Below are 16955 nucleotides of genomic sequence, written 5' to 3'. Positions count from 1 at the left end.
CTCCGAAGTTCTGGATCCAGTTTTTAAACTGCCTCTATCAACTCTTCTGGGTGGGCCTGTGGGACCAGATCGCTGTTTCGACGTTGGCGCGTTCCTGCAAACTCACCTGGCTATCTCCTGAATCCAAATCGTCTCCAAACTACCGTGCTACTAAGGAAGTTCTACCTATACAACGATCGCCTTTGAGGGCTGCTACCGTGCAACTAAGGAAGAGAATATACTCCGTTCCTGTTATCCGTCGTGCCTTCTTGCACCTATCACGGAGGAGTTTCCAGAGCTGCAGGAAATAATCTTCAAGACTAAGCTTTAACTAAAGGTTAAATGTACATATAAACGGGTTTCCTTACGAATATACGACTCAAATGCCCACATGGGCCTTTACCGGAAAGGGGCTTTCTTGGTCAGAACATCGTTTTGCGGCAGATTTCCAACATCAGTGGAGGGCGTTTAAAAGCCAATGTCTCAACCTCAGATCGAGGCCTGCATAAACCTAATACCGTGCAACTAAGGAAGAAAATTGCTTCATACTCAGATTTCCCTGAGTGCACGGTACTTTTGGCCGTCGATACCGTGCACTCGGGGAAACGATACCGTGCAACCAAGGAAATTTACCGGTCAGTTAGGGAAGCAATACCGTGCAACTAAGGAAACAATACCGTGCAACTAAGGAAAAACTCGTTGGCTTTTTCCTGCAAATCAACCTTTTTCTCAGATCACGCTCCGCTCTCTGTTAGACATGTTGTCTTGTTTATTGTTTTGTTAAACAACAGAAAGAAGGAATATTGGGAGAATATTGATGAGCCAGCAGCCCAGAAGACAGCACAGAACCAGCAAGAGTCTTGTGCCTGCGGAGGGAAACTTCGAGGAACACCCATACTTTCGGGTCGGTGACCGTAACGCGGGTACCGGAGTTCTTCAGTATGAGAACGAACTTCGTACTCGGGAGGGGCACATCCTCGAGCAGTCCTGGGTAGTCAGAGCAGCGATGGGGAGGGGATTACCAGGCCGTTTTGACCAGGACGTGTACGTTGCGCTCCTGCAACTCATCGACGAGCGCGGCCTTCCAGCGAACGGGTGGTTAAGCTTCTCGATCTACGAGCTGGTCGAGCTCATGGGGAGAGGACATTCCGGTAGAGATTATCGGCAAGTCAGGGACTCCCTGCTCCGTATGTCCTCTACTACCATCGAGAGCCACAATGCTTTCTATCATGGAGGTAAAAAGCGCTATATCTCGGACAGCTTCAGCCTACTTTCGCAGGTGAAGCTTGCAGAGTATGAGGATCCCGACGGTCATAGAACAGACCGCAATGCGGTGCTCCTTAGTAACTACTTTCTGGAGTCCTACCAGGCGAACTACCTCAAAAACATCGACAGCAGGTTCTATTGGTCATTGTCGAGCCCGATCGCCAAGCGCTTGTACCGCCTTATAGACAAGAAGCGAGCTGGGCGTCGTACCTGGGAGGCCGAGCTGTTCTCTTTGAAAGACCGTATACCTCTCAGTGACTACCGGTATGCCTCGAAGATAAAGGAGAAGCTTGCCCCGGCTCACTCCGAGCTGATGGCTCAGGAGTTTCTAGAGGATGTCAGCTACCGGAAAAGCAATGATAAAGAGTATGCAGTGTACAAGATCTCCAGTTCTTACCAGGAACGACGCGCGATACAGTCCGAGTCCCTGAGCAAAGATGAGATCTTCTGCATACAACGCCTCAAGGCCGAAGGCATGTCCGCCGATACTGCGGAGACAATGGTGGCCTCATATGGGCCTGGGAGGATAATGCAATACGTCGAGGCTCTACCTCATCAGCGTAACGTCCGTAACCCCGCGGGCTGGTTGCGTAAAGCCATCGAAAACGGCTACGATCTTGATCTCCCGCCTGCATCCTCCCGCGATCTTCCTCAAGAAAACGACCCTGTGGTAGGAGAGCCCGAAACTCCTCTGTCGCATAATACCCCAGAGTCTCAGGAGGATGACTTCCCTAGACGTAACGGCGGTTCGGGAGAGGTGAGGGCCACGGAGGAACGTGGGGAACCCTACAATAGCTCTACCTTAGAAGAGCACTCCCTCTCTCTAGATCTCATCCCTAAGGATGTTATAGACCCGGGAGATTTCTCCGAGATCGTGTCGACTCTTGAATCTCTGCCCTTTGAGGAATATAGCCGCTTCATCGATGCTCCTAGCGCGGTTGTTGATCCCGAGGGTAATCGCTTCTATCTTTCTCCCCACCATGAACTCTACGTCTATGTTGGTGATGTCTCCCCTGAAAATCTGCGCCATGTTTGCACTATACGTTTTTCCCCTGATGGTATGTGATGTTTTTTCGTCCCTGCTCTTTTCTACTTTTCCTTCCCGTTCTTTAGTATTATATTGCTTTATTTATAGTACGGTCACGATGAGTTGCTGTGTGTACCACGAGTTACACATGTGACTCACAGAAGAAAAGGATACCGAGAGAGCCTCTAGGGGCAAATGGAGAGGAATCTTGGGACAGATGTGTGGAGGAGTGCGGAGTGCGAGTTGCAGCTGCGGAATCTGTGACAGCTCAATCAGAGAGGGGCTCGGGACTATCGGTCGCGCTGGATGCTCGGCTCCACGCTTTGAGTTCTTGCTGATAAGATGGCTGGTAGAACGCGATTTTGCCGACGGGGGTTTTGCCTGGCGCCATGTTTTCGGAGGTTGATCGGGGACTACAGGAGGCTTTTCGAGATAGTAGAGGGACTAAACTTCATCGCCCTCACACGTTTGAGGCGTTTGAGGCCCCACAAGCTACCGGGCTTCTCCTCGGAAGCCCATAACATGCACTAGATTCTAGTGAGCACCGTCTGTGACGTCCGGTGGGCCAGGAGATGTCTCGCTCACGTAGAGATCAGAATCCCAGTGATCCACGGCGCCACTGACATGCTCAGCTACAAGGCGTGCCGCCTCTTCGACCTTCTGATCTGCCACGGCCTCCATGATCACACGGTGGTCTTCTATGTCCTCGGCGGGCCACTCAGAGACCACCCAGCGTCGCGAAAGCAACCGACGTCCGACCTCCACTAACCAAAGGGACTCCAGGACCCGGAGCAGTTCGTCGTTGTGGGCAGCTCGTGCAAGCTCGACGTGGAACTCACGACTCGCATCGTGCGCGGCTATCCCGTTGGTAGCCTGCTCCTCACGTACGATGGCTGCGTCAAGATTTTCCAGATCACGCTCGGTCCTGCGCTCGGCGGCGAGCCCCGCTATGCGCGGCTCCAGAATGGCTCTGACCTCCAGACGTCGCAGCACCGCATCTATGCCTAGATCCGCGACACGAAACCCCCGGTTTGCAAGTGGCTCTACCAGCCCTTCGGCAGATAGCCGGAGGAGCGCCTCCCGTACCGGAGTCCGCGAGATCCCCAACCGCTCGGCAAGCTCCACCTGCCTGAGCTTAGTGCCCGGAGCCAACTCGCCGCTAAGAACCACGGCCCGGATGCGCCCGTAAGCAAGATCCACCACAGAGTCGATCCGGAGATGCTGCCCATCTTCGGGGGGGTGTGAGGCTCTATACATGGATAAATAATACGAATTCTGGATACATTGTGCAAATTTCTCCTGTAACCAACTTGACACGTCAGCAGAGAATGAATAATTTATACATTAAGGAAAGCCAAGGAGTACAGGGGAGTAGCCGACATGGGATTTAACGAGGATATGAGGGCGGGCCGCAACGTGCGCGTGCTCTATAACGCCGAAACCGTGTGGGGCCGTGTGGAAGGCGACGAGATAGTGCTGGAGTCGGGCGAGCGGATACCAGAGGGTGAGGCGCGGTATCTGGCGCCCGTGGAGCCGACCAAGATCATGGCCGTCCACCTTACCTACCGGAGCCGGGTAGAGGAGTACGAGGCAAACCCGCCGGCGGAACCCTCGTACTTTCTGAAGCCCCTGACGGCTCTCAACGGTCACCGCGAGGCTTTGAGGCGTCCGGAAGGGACCCGTTTTCTCAACTACGAGGGAGAGCTGGCCGTCGTGGTCGGCAGGCACATGCGGGGCGTCGGTGTAGAGGATGCTTTGTCATACGTGGCCGGGTACACCTGTGCCAACGACGTGGGGCTGCACGACTTCCGCCACGCGGATCGGGGTTCGATGCTCCGCGTGAAAGGGCAGGACGGTTTCCTCCCGCTCGGCCCCGAGCTGGTGGGCGCGGACGAGTTCGATCCCACCTCTTTCACCCTTAGGACGTATCTGAACGGTGAGATGGTCCAGGAGGGCGGGTCTGACGACCTGCTTTTCAGCGTCGCCTACCAGCTCGCGGACGTTTGCCGTCTCATAACCCTGGAGCCCGGAGACGTTCTCTTGACCGGCACGCCGGCAAACTCCCGGCCGATGGAGCCCGGCGACACCGTAGAGGTAGAGATAGACGGGATAGGCCGCTTGTCCAATACCGTGGAGGAGTGGAAGGTTGACCTCTCGGAGGCCGGCGAGCAGCCGCAGACCTCGGCCAACACGCTGCATGTTGCGCTGGCCGTCCCCGAGGACGAGGCCGAAAAGATGCTGGAAAGGTAGTCTCGAATGGCGCATCTAGAAGCCGCCGCGGGCTCGGGCAGGCCTCGGGTTAGTCGTGGGTTAGCCGTTTTTCCGGCCCGTGTCACGGAAAAGCCGGCTCAGGGAAAAAGGACTGTGTTGGAGGTGGAAAGGTGAACACGGGGAAGCCCGTTCTTATTCGCCAGCACGGTGACATAACGCCGCCGGGGATACTGGAGGACTGGCTGCACGAGCGCGGCATTGCTTTCGAGGTTCAGCTTTCCTACGACGAGAGCGAGGCGCCGGATCCCACCGACTATGCTTTCGTGGCGTCTCTCGGTTCGGCCTGTAACCCCAACGACGTACACGTGCCCGCGGTCGTAAGAGAGATAGAGCTAATCCGGCGGGCCGTGGATGGCGAGGTCCCGGTGCTCGGCCTGTGCTTTGGCGGGGAGGTGTTATCCACGGTGCTCGGCGGTCGCGTGGAGCGCTCGCCAGAGCCGGAGCTCGGATGGTGTGAGATCCAGACCGACGACCCGTCCACCGTTCCCGCCGGACCCTGGCTGGAGTGGCACTACGACAGCTTTACCACGCCCCCGGACGCGGCGGAGATCGCACGGACGGATACGGCCGTTCAGGCGTTCAGGATAGGTCCTCATCTCGGGGTCCAGTTCCACCCGGAGAGCACCGTGGAGATAGTCTCCGGCTGGGCGGGGCTAGACACCGAGCGTCTGGCGGAGATGGGGATCGATGACTGGCGGCCTCTCTTAGAAGCGACGCATCAGCGCAAACAAGCCGCCCGCGGCGACGCCTTCGAGCTTTTCGACGCCTTCGCTTCCATCGTGGCGGCGCACCGTACCGGGAAATCAGCCGGCGACGCCGGCGGAAAGGAGTAACGGTGGTTCAAAAGGAAGGGATAACGGCACGTTACCCGGAGTTTTCGGAGCATGACGTGAGCTCCGTGCGCGTGCTCTACGCAGACCTGCACGGCGTGCCCCGCGGCAAGGACGTGCCGGTAAAGGAGTTCGAGCGCGCCATAGAGCACGGGCTGGGTTTCTGCTCGTCGGTCATGGGCACCGACCTGCGGCATACTCCCGTGCGGGGCGGGGAGGAAGGCTACCCAGATCTCATCGCGTACCCCGACCTCTCGACGATGACGCTCGTCCCCTGGGAGCCGGGCCTGGCATGCTGCATCGCCGACCTGTACCCGGTCGGGGACCATCCCGAGCCGCCCAACCCGCGTGGGGCGGTCAGACGGGCTATAGCAGGCTTCGAAGAGCTCGGCCTGTCGCCGGTCGTGGCGCCGGAGATGGAGTTCTTTTTGTGCAGGCCCGACCCGGAGTCGCCGAACGGGATGTGCCGCTACGTGGACAACCTGAGCATGGTGTACACGGTGGGGCCGCAGGCGGACCCGCAAGGGGTGGTGCGCCGGATCGCCGAGTCGCTATCCGACTCGGGCATGGGTACCTTCGCCGCTTTCCACGAGTTCATGAACTCGCAGTACGAGATCAACCTGGACCACGGCGAGGCTCTTACGGTCTCCGACCGCGCCTTCCGCCTCAAGGCGGCGGTAAAGGACGTCGCCGCGCTCAACGGCCTCATGGCCACCTTTATGGGCAAGCCGTTCAACGATCAGGGCGGCTCTGGCTTCCACGTCCATTTCTCTCTCGGGCGAGAAGGGGATAACGCTTTCGCCGACGGTGAAGACGAGAATGGCGTGTCGGAGGAGCTCCGCCATTTCATCGCCGGGATTCTGGCCCACGGTACGGGGCTGACGGCTTTCCTGAACCCGACTATCAACGCGTACCGGCGGCTCGTACCAGACTCTCTGGCGCCCACCAACGTCAACTGGGGCTGGGACAACCGCACGTCGTTCGTCCGGGTGCCGCCCGAGCGCGGCGGGGCCACGCGGGTCGAGGTCCGGGTGGGAGATGGTAGCGCAAACCCCTACCTCGTCGTCGCCGCAATACTGTTCGCCGGTCTGCACGGCGTACGCGAGAAGCTGCCGCTCGGCCCCCCGGTGGGCGGCGACGCCTACACCCTGAGCGAGGAGCAGGCCGGCGCGCCGCTGCCCCACACCCTGGAAGAGGCGTTGGACGCGCTAGAGGCGGACGAGGTGCTGCGGGAAGCGATGGGGACGGAGATAGTGGACACGTTCCTCACCGTCAAGCGCTTCGAGGCCGAGCGTCACCGCACGTGGGTCTCGGACTGGGAGATAACAGAGTACCTGCACCACCTGTAGGAGGTTAGTGAATGACAGACAAGACGGGTGTACCCGAGACCGTACCGCTGGAGGATATAGACCTCTCGGACCCCGACGCCTTCGTCGAGCGGGTCCCCTACGAGTGGTTCCGCACCTTACGCCAGGAGGCCCCGGTCTGCTTCAACCCCGAGCCAGACGGCCCCGGCTTCTGGGCCGTGACCCGCTACGAGGACATCCGCGAGGTTCACCGGCACTGGGACATCTACTCCAGTGAGGTCGGCGGGACCTCGCTAGAGGATCTCGAACCGGACCAGATCGAGGCCCGGAAGTCCATGATCGACCTGGACCCGCCGCGCCACGACGAGATCCGGGGGCTCATCAAGAGCCGCTTCGCCCCGCGGGCGGTGAAGGAGTGGGAGAATCAGGTCCGTAGGGTCACCCAGGAGGTACTGGACCTGGCGCTACCCAGGGGCGAGTTCGACTTTGTCGAGCAGATCTCCTCGGAGATCCCCATGCAGGTCTTTGCCGAGATCCTGGGCGTACCGCAAGAGGAGCGCCGCTACATTATCGAGCTTGGCGACCGAATTCTCGGCGGCCAGGACCCCGAGTACGCCCATACTTTTGAAGACGATGCGCATCGCCTCCTGCCTTTCTCCAGCCCGGCGGCGCAGGAGATGTTCGAGTTCGGGCGCAAGATCGCCGAGGAGCGTCGGCACGACCAGAGGAACGACATCATAACCCAGCTCGCGTTCGGGGGCCTCACCCAGCGGGAGTACGACGTGAACTTCGTGTTGCTGGCGACCGCCGGTAACGAGACCACCCGTCACACCATCACCCACGGGTTGCTCGCCCTGCTGGAGCATCCGGAGCAGCTCGAACGGTTGCGTCAGGACCCCTCGCTGCACTCGTCGGCCGCCGAGGAGATGTTGCGCTGGGCTACCCCGGTACACCACTTCCGGCGCACCACGACCTGTGACACGGAGCTTGCGGGCACGGAGATACCGGCCGGCGCCAAGGTCACGACCTGGTTCACCTCGGGCAACTACGACGAGACCGTCTTCGAGGACCCGGGCACCTTCGACATCGGCCGGGAGCCGAGCCGGCACGTGGGGCACATGACCTTCGGCCCCGGGGGCAAGCATTTCTGTCTGGGCGCCCACCTGGCGCGCCTGGAGGTTCGCGTGGCCTTCGAGGAGCTTCTCAAGCGCACCGTAGATTTGGAGCTTGCCGGTCCGCCCGAGCGCCTGCGCTCCAACTTCTTCAACGGTATCAAGCGGCTGCCCGTGCGGGTCAAAGCGTGATCTCACTCCGCCGCATAGATCACGTCAGCCTGCGCATCACCGGCCTCGAAGACGCTTCCCACCGCTGGTGCAGGGAGTTCGGGCTCGTCGAGCGCGAACGCGACGATCACCGCGTGCGGCTCGCCTGCGACGACGAGCCCTTCTCTCTGGAGCTCCTCGTGGGCGACGCCCCCGGAGTCGAGCACGTCGCCTACGAGCTGCGGCGCTCGTGCACCCTGGAGGACGCCCGGAGCCACTTCGAGGGGCTCGGGGTTGGATACGAGGAGCGTGACGGCGGGCTCCGGGTCTCGGACCCGGAGGGCAACGGCGTGCTCGTGCTGCCCTACCGGGAGCCGGAGTCACGCTGGACGCCGCAGGCGCGCCCGGCCCGGGATCAGGCCGTGGGACACCCCCGCAAGCTCGGGCACGTCAACTTTCTGACGGCGGAGATCTCCACCGGGGTCGAGTTCTATACGCAGGTTCTCGGCATGGAGGTTACCGACTGGCTCGGCAGCGGCGGCGTGTGGTTCAACATAAACGGTGACCATCACGTGATGGCTCTGGTGGACAAGGGCTACAGCCACTTCCACCATCTCGCCTTCGACGTCGTGGACGTCGGCCAGATGCGGGTCGCCCTGGACCATCTCGGGCGTCACGGAAGGTGGCTCGGCTGGGGCCCCGTGCGCCACGGCGTCGGCGGCAACATCGCCTCCTACGTGCGCATCGTCGAGGAGGAATGCTTCGTCGAGCTGTACTGTGACATGGAGCAGCTAGAGGCCGAGCGCGAGCCGCGAGTCTGGCCCGACAACCGCTACTCGTCCAATACCTGGGGTCCGCTACCGCCCCGCTCCTACTTCCGCTTCGACGACGCCGCGGTCGAGTCCGAGCGCGAGAGCCTGGAGATGCAAGGTCAATCGCTACCCACGGAGGTTATCTGATGAGCAGCCTGCAGGGCTTTACCGTACCCAGAACCGCCACCGGCCGGGCCAGTATCACCCAGCCGCCACCCTGGCACTACGTCGGCGACTTTTTGGTAGTGGACTACTGGGCAGACCCGGACGCGGTTCTGGCGGTGCTGCCCGAGGGACTGGAGCCCCATCCGGACGCAGGGCGCTGCGCCGCCGTCTGCGCGGACTGGCAGTCGTGCTCGGAGGGCGGTGAGGAGCTGCTGGATCCAGTGCGATCGCATTACCGGGAATACTTTATCGTGATCAACGCCCTGCTGGACGGCGAGGAGGTCACGACCTGCCCGTTTATCTGGGTGGACCAGGACTTCGCGCTGGCGCGGGGTTGGATCCAGGGCTTCCCCAAAAAGCTAGGCGAGATCTGGATGACCCGGACCTTCGGCACGAGTCTCACCGCCGATCCCGGCCTCCGCCCCGGAGCCCGTCACGGCGCGACCTGCTCGGCAAACGGACGAGCCATGTCCGACATGACGCTAACCATAGAGGGCGAGAGTGAGGGGGGGCCAAAGCACAACGATCCGCCCATCGTAAACATGCGTTACTTCCCGCGCCTGACCGCCGGACGCCACGACGAGCCCCAGGTACACGAGCTGGTCCGCGCCGTAAGCCGGGATCGGGAGGTGTCCAAGGTAATGACCGGGCCGGCCACGCTGAACCTCTACCCGGCCCCCGGCGAAGAGCACCATACCCTGGCCCCGGTAGAGGTAGACCGGGGCTACAGGCTCACCTTCGGCTACACCGTGGACGACCTCGAAGTAGTAAAGGACTTCGCGTGAGCTCCGTTACTGGGCGGGTAGAGGTCGCCGGTGTCGAGGTCTCCCCGGACCACTTCATCGGCGGGGAGCGGGTTGCCAGCCAGTCCCGCTTCGAGGACGTCTCCCCGATAGACGCCGGTGTGATCGCCGAGGTATCGCGCGGCGGCGAGAGGGAGGCGGACCAAGCGGTCCAGGCCGCGAACGAGGCGTTCCCCGGGTGGGCCGCGCTCGGGCCCGCCGGACGCGCCGGGTACATCCACCGGCTGGCCGACCTTATAGACGAGAACGTGGAGCGGCTCGCCGCGGTCGAGAACGCCGACATGGCGATGCTCCTAAGGTCGTTGCGGGCGCGGGTGATCTCGCGCGGCGCTAAAAACTTCCGCTCCTATGCGGATCTCGCCACCGCCTACGAGGAGCGCGACTGGCACTCTTTAGGCACCTGGAACCGGGTGCAGCGGATGCCCGCCGGACCCGCGGCCGTGATCACGCCCTGGAACGCGCCTTTCATGCTCTCGACCTGGAAGACGGCCCCGGCGCTCGCCGCAGGCTGTACCGTCGTGCTAAAGCCCGCCGAGTGGTCGCCGCTCTCGTGCTCGATACTCGCCGAGCTCGCCGCCGAGGCCGGGTTCCCGCCCGGAGTGTTCAACGTGCTCCAAGGCTACGGCGAGGAGGTCGGGGCCTCGCTGGTCTCCCACCCGCTGCTAAAGCGTGTCTCCTTCACGGGCTCTCCCGAGGCGGGGCGTCAGATCGGGGTCGCAGCAGCCCGAAATCTCGTGCCGTTCACCGCCGAGATGGGAGGAAAGGGGCCGCTAATCGTCTTCGAGGACGCGGACCTCGACGCAGCGGCCCGCAAGGCCGCCGGCCAGTACGATGACTCCGGGCAGGTGTGTCTGGCAGGGACGCGCCTAATAGTGCAGGAGTCCGTCGCCGACGAGTTTCTGGAGAAGTTCCACCGCTATCTGGACGAGCAGGTGCTCGGCGACCCCCGCGAGGACTCGACCACCATCTCGCCGCTCATCCATCCCGAGCACCTGCAACGTGTCGAGGGCTTCGTCGAGCGCGCCCGCGCCGAGGGCCACAGGATAGTCCGCGGCGGCCGGCGATCAGAGGCGGGCCCGCTCTTCTACGAGCCGACCCTGATCGAGCCGACCTCGAACGACGCCGAGATCGTTCAGAGCGAGGTCTTCGGCCCCGTGCTGACCTTCCAGACCTTCTCCGAGGAGGAGGAGGCCGTGGCGCTCGCGAACTCCACCGAGTACGGCCTCTCGGGCGTCCTCTACACCACCTCGCTCGGCCGGGCCGACCGCGTGGGCCGGCAGGTGCGCGCGGGCATAGTGTGGGTCAACACCTTCCTCGTCCGCGACCTCACCGCGCCCTTTGGCGGCATGGACATCTCCGGCATCGGCCGCGAGGGCGGCGACTACGCCCTGGACTTCTACTCCGAGCTGAAGACGCTCCAGATCCTGGAGGGCAGCGTGGGATGAACGAGGTGAGCGACGAGGCCGTCCTCGACGCGGTCTCCGCCGAGAGGGGCTGGATGGAGGATCTGCTGGCCCGGCTCGTCGAGGCCCCGACCACGCTGGGCGACGAGGAGGCCGGACAACGCCTGATACAGGCCGCGTTCGCCGAGTGCGGCCTGGATACCCGCGACGTGCCGCTCGACGAGGAGGCCCTGCGCGCCGCGCCGGGGGCCTCGCCGTTTGGCTGGGAGGTCGAGGGCAAACGCAACGTCGTCGCCGACTGGGAGCCCGTCACGGACGGGGGCCGCTCATTGATCCTGAACGGCCACATAGACGTGGTACCGCCCGCCGAGGAGAGCCTCTGGACCCACCCGCCGTTCGAGGCGGTGCGCGACGGCGACTGGTTGTACGGCCGCGGTGCCGGGGACATGAAAGCCGGGCTGGCCACGATGACCGGCGTGGTGCGGGCGCTCGGCCGGGCCGGGTATGCGCCCGCGGCCCCCGTCCAGCTCCAGTCGGTCGTGGAGGAGGAGTGCACGGGTCACGGCACCTTGCAGTGCTTGCTCGACGGCTCGCGGGCAGATGCCTGCGTCATTACAGAGCCGCACCCCGACCACATAACCATTGCCCAGGTCGGCGTGCTGTGGTTCCACGTGGACGTCGCGGGTGTCCCGGCCCACGCGGCCCGCGCCAGCCGGCTCGGGTTCAACGCCATAGAGGCCGCCGGAGACGTGCTGCAGGCGCTAAGACGGCTGGAGGAGAGGCTTAACGAGGACCCGCCGGCCCCGTACGACACGTTTGAGCACCCCATCAACCTGAACCCGGGTGTGATCTCGGGCGGCGACTGGCCCTCGACCGTCGCGGCCTCCTGCACGGTTTCGTACCGGCTCGGCCTCTACCCGCGCCAGGACCCCGGAGAGCTGCGCACCCTGGTCGAGGAGACCGTCGCCGAGGCCGCGCGGAACTCTCCGCGCCTGGCGGAGAACCCGCCCCGCGTCCGTTACGACGGCTTCTCCTGCGAGGGGTTTGTTCTCGGTGGAGAGGTGCCCGTGGCGGATGCGCTGGCCGGGGCCTACCAGCGGCTGCACGGGGAGCGGCCGCCGCTGATACCGACCACCGCCACGACGGACGCCCGCCACTTCGTGCGGGAGGGGATACCGGCGGTGTGCTTCGGCCCCCGGGCCGAGCAGATACACGGCATAGACGAGCGGGTTTCGCTCGGCTCCGTCGTCGAGACCGCGCAGGCGCTCGGGCTCTTCGTCCGGGACTGGTGCGGCTTGGTGAAGGTCTAAGGGAAAGGGAGAGTATATTGTCAGCCACGGAATCGAAGACGCCTAGGAGTGGCGGGGAGACGGGAAGTGGAGGGCTGCAGCGGCGGGCGCTGGGGGTGCCGGACCTCGTGTTCTTCATCGTCGCGGCCTCGGCGCCGTTGACCGCCGTCGCCGGCGGACAGGCCGCGACCTACCTGGTGACGGGCAACCGCGCCGTGCCGTTCATGTTCATACCGCTGGGCATAATCCTGGCCCTCTTCGCGATCGGATACGCGGCCATGAGCCGTCACGTCACCAACGCGGGGGCGTTCTACTCCTACGTCTCCAAGGGGCTCGGCAAGGTGTACGGCGTCGGGGCGGCCTTCGTGGCCCTGATCGCGTACAACAGCATGCAGCTCGGCATCTACGGGCTGTTCGGCGTCGCCTTCGGCTCCTCCATGTCCAGCATCCTCGGCATCACGGCCCCCTGGTGGCTGTGGTGTTTAATGTGCATCGGCATCATAGCCACGCTCGGGGTATTGCGGATAGACCTCAACGCCCGCGTGCTGGCCGTGGTGCTGGTGCTGGAGGTGCTAATAGTAGCCCTGTTCGACCTCTCGATACTGGCCGAGCCCGGACCCCAGGGCTTTAGCCTGCTCGGCTTCGATCCGACGATAGCCTTCGGCGCGGCCGCGGGTGCGACGCTCACCTTCTGCGCCGCCTCGTTCGTCGGCTTCGAGTCGGCGGCGATCTACAGCGAGGAGGTCCGGGATCCACGACGCACCGTGGCGCGGGCGACATTCATCGCCGTCGGGCTCATCGCTGTCTTCTACGCGTTCTCTAGCTGGCTGTTGGGCATAGCCGCGGGTCCGGCCACGATGGTAGACCCCGGCGCGATGGTGGAGGCCGGGTTCACGGCGGGCGGCGAGCCCGACCCGACGACCGTGCTGTTCGTGGCCGGCGCCGAACGGCTCGGCCAGATCTGGGGCACCTCCGCGTCTCTTCTGTTCGCCACCAGCCTTTTCGCGGCGCTACTCTCCTTCCACAATGCGGTGGCCCGCTACATGTTCGCGCTGGGGCGCGAGGGCGTGGTCCCGAGGGCGTTCGGCAGCGTGCGCGCCGGTTCCGGTGCGCCCTGGGTGGCCTCGCTGGCACAGTCCGCGCTCGCGCTCACGATAGTCCTCATCTTCGCCCTAGCCGCGGCGGATCCCGTACTGACGCTGTTTACCTGGCTGACCAACCTCGGCGCCCTAGGCGTGCTGCTTCTCATGTCCATAACGTCCTTCGCGGTGATCGGGTACTTCAGGCGCCGTCCGGAAACCGGGTTGAGCCGCTGGTCCTCCGCGGTGGCCCCGGCCATAGCCGGTGTACTACTGACGGTCGTGCTCATCCTCGGGGTGACGAACTTCAACGTGCTCATCACGGGCGCCACCGACGCACCCCTGAACACGATGGCCGTGGTACTTCCGGTAATACTGTTCGGCGGCGGTCTCGTGGGCCTGCTCGTGGGGAGCCTGCTAAAGCGCCGACGCCCCGAGGTCTTCGCCGCCGTCGGAGAGGGGGCGAACGCCGGTTTCCCCCAGAGGGAGGATAAGTGAGCGACCGAGACAGGGAGCGGCGTCTGGGGGAGGGTCCCCAGCACGAGCAGGAGGAGCTACCGGCGCTGGCCGACCGCGAGGGCGTGCTGGGTAGCCTGGAGCGGGTCATCTCAGAGGCCTGGGAGTCTTTCGACCATCCCCGCGCCTCGGAGCCCGAGCTGGACGAGTCCCTGGCGGCTCGCCTGAGGGCGTCGTTGCCCGAGGGCTCCGGCGACGCCGAGGTGGCCCTCCGGGACGCCGCGCGCGTGCTGGACGCCAGCGTCTCGCCCTCCCGGCCGCTTTATCTAGGCTACATCGGCTCTACCGGGCTTGAGGTCGGGGTGCTGGCCTCTGCCCTGGCTGCCACCTACGACGTTAACCTCGCCGTCACGGCGGGTGGGGCGGACCTTATCGAGGACCAGGCCCTGCACTGGGTCGCGGAGCTCGTGGGCTTCCCGCTCGCCGAGGGTGCGTTCACCAGCGGCGGCATGACCTCGAACCTCACGGCGCTGCTCGCCGCGCGCGAGGCGGCGATGCCGGGCACTCGCGCGAACGGGGTCGGGGGCCGGGCGGCGGTGTACTGCTCCGAGGAGTCCCACCACTCCGTGGTCCGGGCCGTGGAGGTGTGTGGTCTGGGAAGCTCGGCGGTCCGCGCCATCCCCGCCGACGACCGGCACCGCCTGCGGCCCGACGCTCTCGAACGGGCGCTCTCCTCGGACGTTGCGGACGGGATCACGCCCGTGGCGGCGGTGGCGACGGCGGGTACGACGCTAACGGGGGCGGTGGACCCGCTGGGCTCCATCGCCGACGTGTGCTCCCGCCACGGAGTGTGGCTGCACGTAGACGGCGCCTACGGGCTGCCGGGGGCGGCCGCGCCGAGCGCGGCGCCGCTCTTCGAGGGTCTGGATCGCGCCGACTCCGCCACCCTCGACGCGCACAAGTGGCTCGGGGTGCAGAAGAGCTGTAGCGTCGTCCTCCTGCGGGAGACCGGGCGTCTACGGGCGGCCTTTGGCCACGAGGAACGGTACATGCTGCACGAGGGGGACGTGGCGAACCCGGTGGACCGCACTCTGGAGTACTCGCGGCCGCTGCGCTCCCTGAGGCTCTGGATGGCGCTGCGGGTCCACGGGGCCGGGCAGTACCGGATCTGGATCGAACGCACCCTGGACAACGCCCGCCGGCTCGCCGGGATGCTCCGGGCACTCCCGGACTTCGAGCTCCTGCACGAGCCCATGCTCTCTACCCTCTGCTTCCGCCACATTCCGGAGGGAGCCGAGGACCTCGACAACCATAACCTCCGGCTCGCGGAAGAGATGATGCGCGACGGAAGGGTCTTCCTCGCGCCGGCGGCGGTGAATGGTCACGCCTGCCTGCGGGTGTGCTTCGTGAACTTCAGGACTACGGCGGAGGACATCGACCTGGTACCAGAGGTCATCCGGGAGCTCGGCCAGCGGTTGGAACCCTAAGAATCTAAGGAGACGAGAGTGCAGCAGAAAACCTTTGAGTCCGGAGCGTTCGTGGGCGGTGGGTGGTTGTCCGCCACGGGGGATGAAACCGACCCCGCATTAAACCCCAGCACTGGTGAGATCATCGCGGAGGTGCCGAGCGGGACCCGGAGGGAGGTGGATCGCGCCGTCGAGAGCGCCCGGGAGGCATTCGAGAAGACGTGGTTCGACACGACGCCCGCCGAGCGCTCCCGGATGCTGCTGACCCTCGCGGATCGCATCGAGGGTAACGGCGAGGAGCTTGCCCGGCTGGAGTCCATGAACGTGGGCAAGCCGTGGCCGGTGGCGATGGGAGATGTAGAGTTCTCGGCGGATAACCTGAGGTTCTTCGCCGGCGCGGCGCGCGTGCCGGAGGGGAAGTCCGCCGGCGAGTACGCCCGGGGCTTTACCAGCATGATCCGGCGCGAGCCCGTCGGCGTCGTCGCCTCCATCGCCCCCTGGAACTACCCGCTGCTGATGCTGGCCTGGAAGATAGGCCCGGCCCTCGCGGCGGGGAACACCGTCGTCCTGAAGCCCTCCGAGCTTACCCCCTTGAGCGCGCTCCGGGTGGCCGAGCTCGCCGCGGACATCTTCCCCCCGGGGGTGTTTAACGTGCTGACGGGCAGGGGAGATCCCGTCGGGACCGGCCTGGTGGGCCACCCGGGCGTCGACATGGTCTCCCTGACGGGAGACATGGGCACCGGCAAGAAGGTGGCCGCGGCGGCGGCGGAGACGGTCAAAAAGGCCCACCTGGAGCTCGGGGGCAAGGCTCCGGCGCTGGTCTTCGACGACGCGGAGATACAGACCGCGGCCGCCGGAATATGCGGATCGTCCTTCTACAACAGTGGCCAGGACTGTACGGCGGCGGCCAGGGTCCTGGTACACGAGCGGGTCTACGAGGAGTTCGTCTCCGAGCTGCTATCGAAGGTCGGGGAGATCTCCCTCGGCGACCCGCTCTCCGGTGGGGACGTGGACATGGGGCCGCTGGTCTCTGCCGCGCACCGGGACAAGGTGGCCGGTTTCGCCGAGCGCGCGGTAGAGGAGGGGGCCAGCGTGCTAGCCGGCTGTGAGCCGTCCGATGGGCCGGGCTTCTTCTACGCGCCCAGCGTCGTGGCGGACGTGGGGCAGGACGCCGAGATAGTACGGAAAGAGGCCTTCGGGCCCCTGATCACGGTCCAGAGCTTCGGTAGCGACGAGGAGGCTCTACGGCTGGCCAACGGGCTCTCGTACGGTCTTACGGCCTCCGTATGGTCCGAGAGGGTGGGCCGGGCCCTGGAGACGGCGCGCAGGCTACGCTCCGGTACGGTATGGGTCAACGAGCACACCAACCTCGCCTCCGAGATGCCGCACGGGGGCATCAAGCAGTCCGGCTACGGCAACGACATGTCCGCCTACTCTTTGGAGGACTACACCGTGATCAAGCACGTAATGGCGAAACTGGACTATTCGTAGATGAGACGGGTTACATAACTCGCTTGCCCCGAACTACGGCCGCACTCCC

Annotated in this window: 13 protein-coding genes; 12 read left to right on the top strand and 1 reads right to left on the bottom strand. The window is 64.3% G+C overall.

The window, feature by feature from the left end; translation table 11 throughout:
- Positions 1 to 796: 796 nt before the first annotated feature.
- Complete coding sequence (locus tag ABD53_RS10275; RefSeq protein ID WP_047865692.1) at positions 797 to 2311, top strand: replication initiator protein A; 1515 nt, start codon at positions 797 to 799, stop codon at positions 2309 to 2311.
- A gap of 495 nt (positions 2312 to 2806) precedes the next feature.
- Here the strand turns inward: ABD53_RS10275 and ABD53_RS10270 are convergent, their stop codons facing one another.
- Entirely contained in the window at positions 2807 to 3475 is a 669-nt protein-coding gene (locus ABD53_RS10270) for a GntR family transcriptional regulator (protein ID WP_053057934.1), read from the bottom strand.
- 177 nt (positions 3476 to 3652) lie between these two features.
- Here ABD53_RS10270 and ABD53_RS10265 point away from each other — a divergent pair, with 177 nt between their 5' ends.
- The 11 genes from ABD53_RS10265 (at position 3653) to ABD53_RS10215 (ending at position 16906) form a co-directional block, all read left to right on the top strand.
- The gene (locus tag ABD53_RS10265; protein ID WP_152670724.1) at positions 3653 to 4522 is read left to right on the top strand and encodes a fumarylacetoacetate hydrolase family protein; all 870 of its coding nucleotides are present in this window, start codon (positions 3653 to 3655) and stop codon (positions 4520 to 4522) included.
- Positions 4523 to 4653: 131 nt separating this feature from the next.
- Complete coding sequence (locus ABD53_RS10260; protein ID WP_053057933.1) at positions 4654 to 5376, top strand: type 1 glutamine amidotransferase; 723 nt, start codon at positions 4654 to 4656, stop codon at positions 5374 to 5376.
- Positions 5377 to 5378: 2 nt separating this feature from the next.
- Positions 5379 to 6722 carry a glutamine synthetase family protein gene (locus ABD53_RS10255; RefSeq protein WP_053057932.1) on the top strand — a complete coding sequence of 448 codons (1344 nt, stop codon included), beginning with the start codon at positions 5379 to 5381 and terminating at the stop codon, positions 6720 to 6722.
- Between the two features lie 11 nt (positions 6723 to 6733).
- A complete protein-coding gene (locus tag ABD53_RS10250) occupies positions 6734 to 7984 on the top strand; it encodes a cytochrome P450 (protein ID WP_047865691.1) in 1251 nt (416 codons plus the stop codon).
- Positions 7981 to 8901 (top strand): VOC family protein, encoded by a 921-nt coding sequence (locus ABD53_RS10245; protein WP_047865690.1) that lies wholly within the window; start codon positions 7981 to 7983, stop codon positions 8899 to 8901. The genes ABD53_RS10250 and ABD53_RS10245 overlap by 4 nt, the downstream gene beginning before the upstream one ends.
- Entirely contained in the window at positions 8901 to 9704 is an 804-nt protein-coding gene (locus ABD53_RS10240; RefSeq protein ID WP_047865689.1) for an acetoacetate decarboxylase family protein, read from the top strand. Before ABD53_RS10245 ends, ABD53_RS10240 begins: the two co-directional genes overlap by 1 nt.
- Entirely contained in the window at positions 9701 to 11167 is a 1467-nt protein-coding gene (locus ABD53_RS10235; RefSeq protein WP_047865688.1) for an aldehyde dehydrogenase, read from the top strand. Before ABD53_RS10240 ends, ABD53_RS10235 begins: the two co-directional genes overlap by 4 nt.
- A complete protein-coding gene (locus ABD53_RS10230) occupies positions 11164 to 12435 on the top strand; it encodes an ArgE/DapE family deacylase (protein ID WP_053057931.1) in 1272 nt (423 codons plus the stop codon). Before ABD53_RS10235 ends, ABD53_RS10230 begins: the two co-directional genes overlap by 4 nt.
- A gap of 17 nt (positions 12436 to 12452) precedes the next feature.
- Entirely contained in the window at positions 12453 to 13991 is a 1539-nt protein-coding gene (locus ABD53_RS10225) for an APC family permease (protein ID WP_047865687.1), read from the top strand.
- The gene (locus ABD53_RS10220; protein WP_084709508.1) at positions 13988 to 15436 is read left to right on the top strand and encodes a pyridoxal phosphate-dependent decarboxylase family protein; all 1449 of its coding nucleotides are present in this window, start codon (positions 13988 to 13990) and stop codon (positions 15434 to 15436) included. The genes ABD53_RS10225 and ABD53_RS10220 overlap by 4 nt, the downstream gene beginning before the upstream one ends.
- Positions 15437 to 15454: 18 nt before the next feature.
- The gene (locus tag ABD53_RS10215) at positions 15455 to 16906 is read left to right on the top strand and encodes an aminobutyraldehyde dehydrogenase (RefSeq protein ID WP_084709507.1); all 1452 of its coding nucleotides are present in this window, start codon (positions 15455 to 15457) and stop codon (positions 16904 to 16906) included.
- Positions 16907 to 16955 lie beyond the last annotated feature (49 nt).

It is taken from the genome of Rubrobacter aplysinae, from assembly GCF_001029505.1.
Lineage (GTDB): Bacteria > Actinomycetota > Rubrobacteria > Rubrobacterales > Rubrobacteraceae > Rubrobacter_A > Rubrobacter_A aplysinae.
This window is presented reverse-complemented; position numbering and strand designations above follow the sequence as displayed.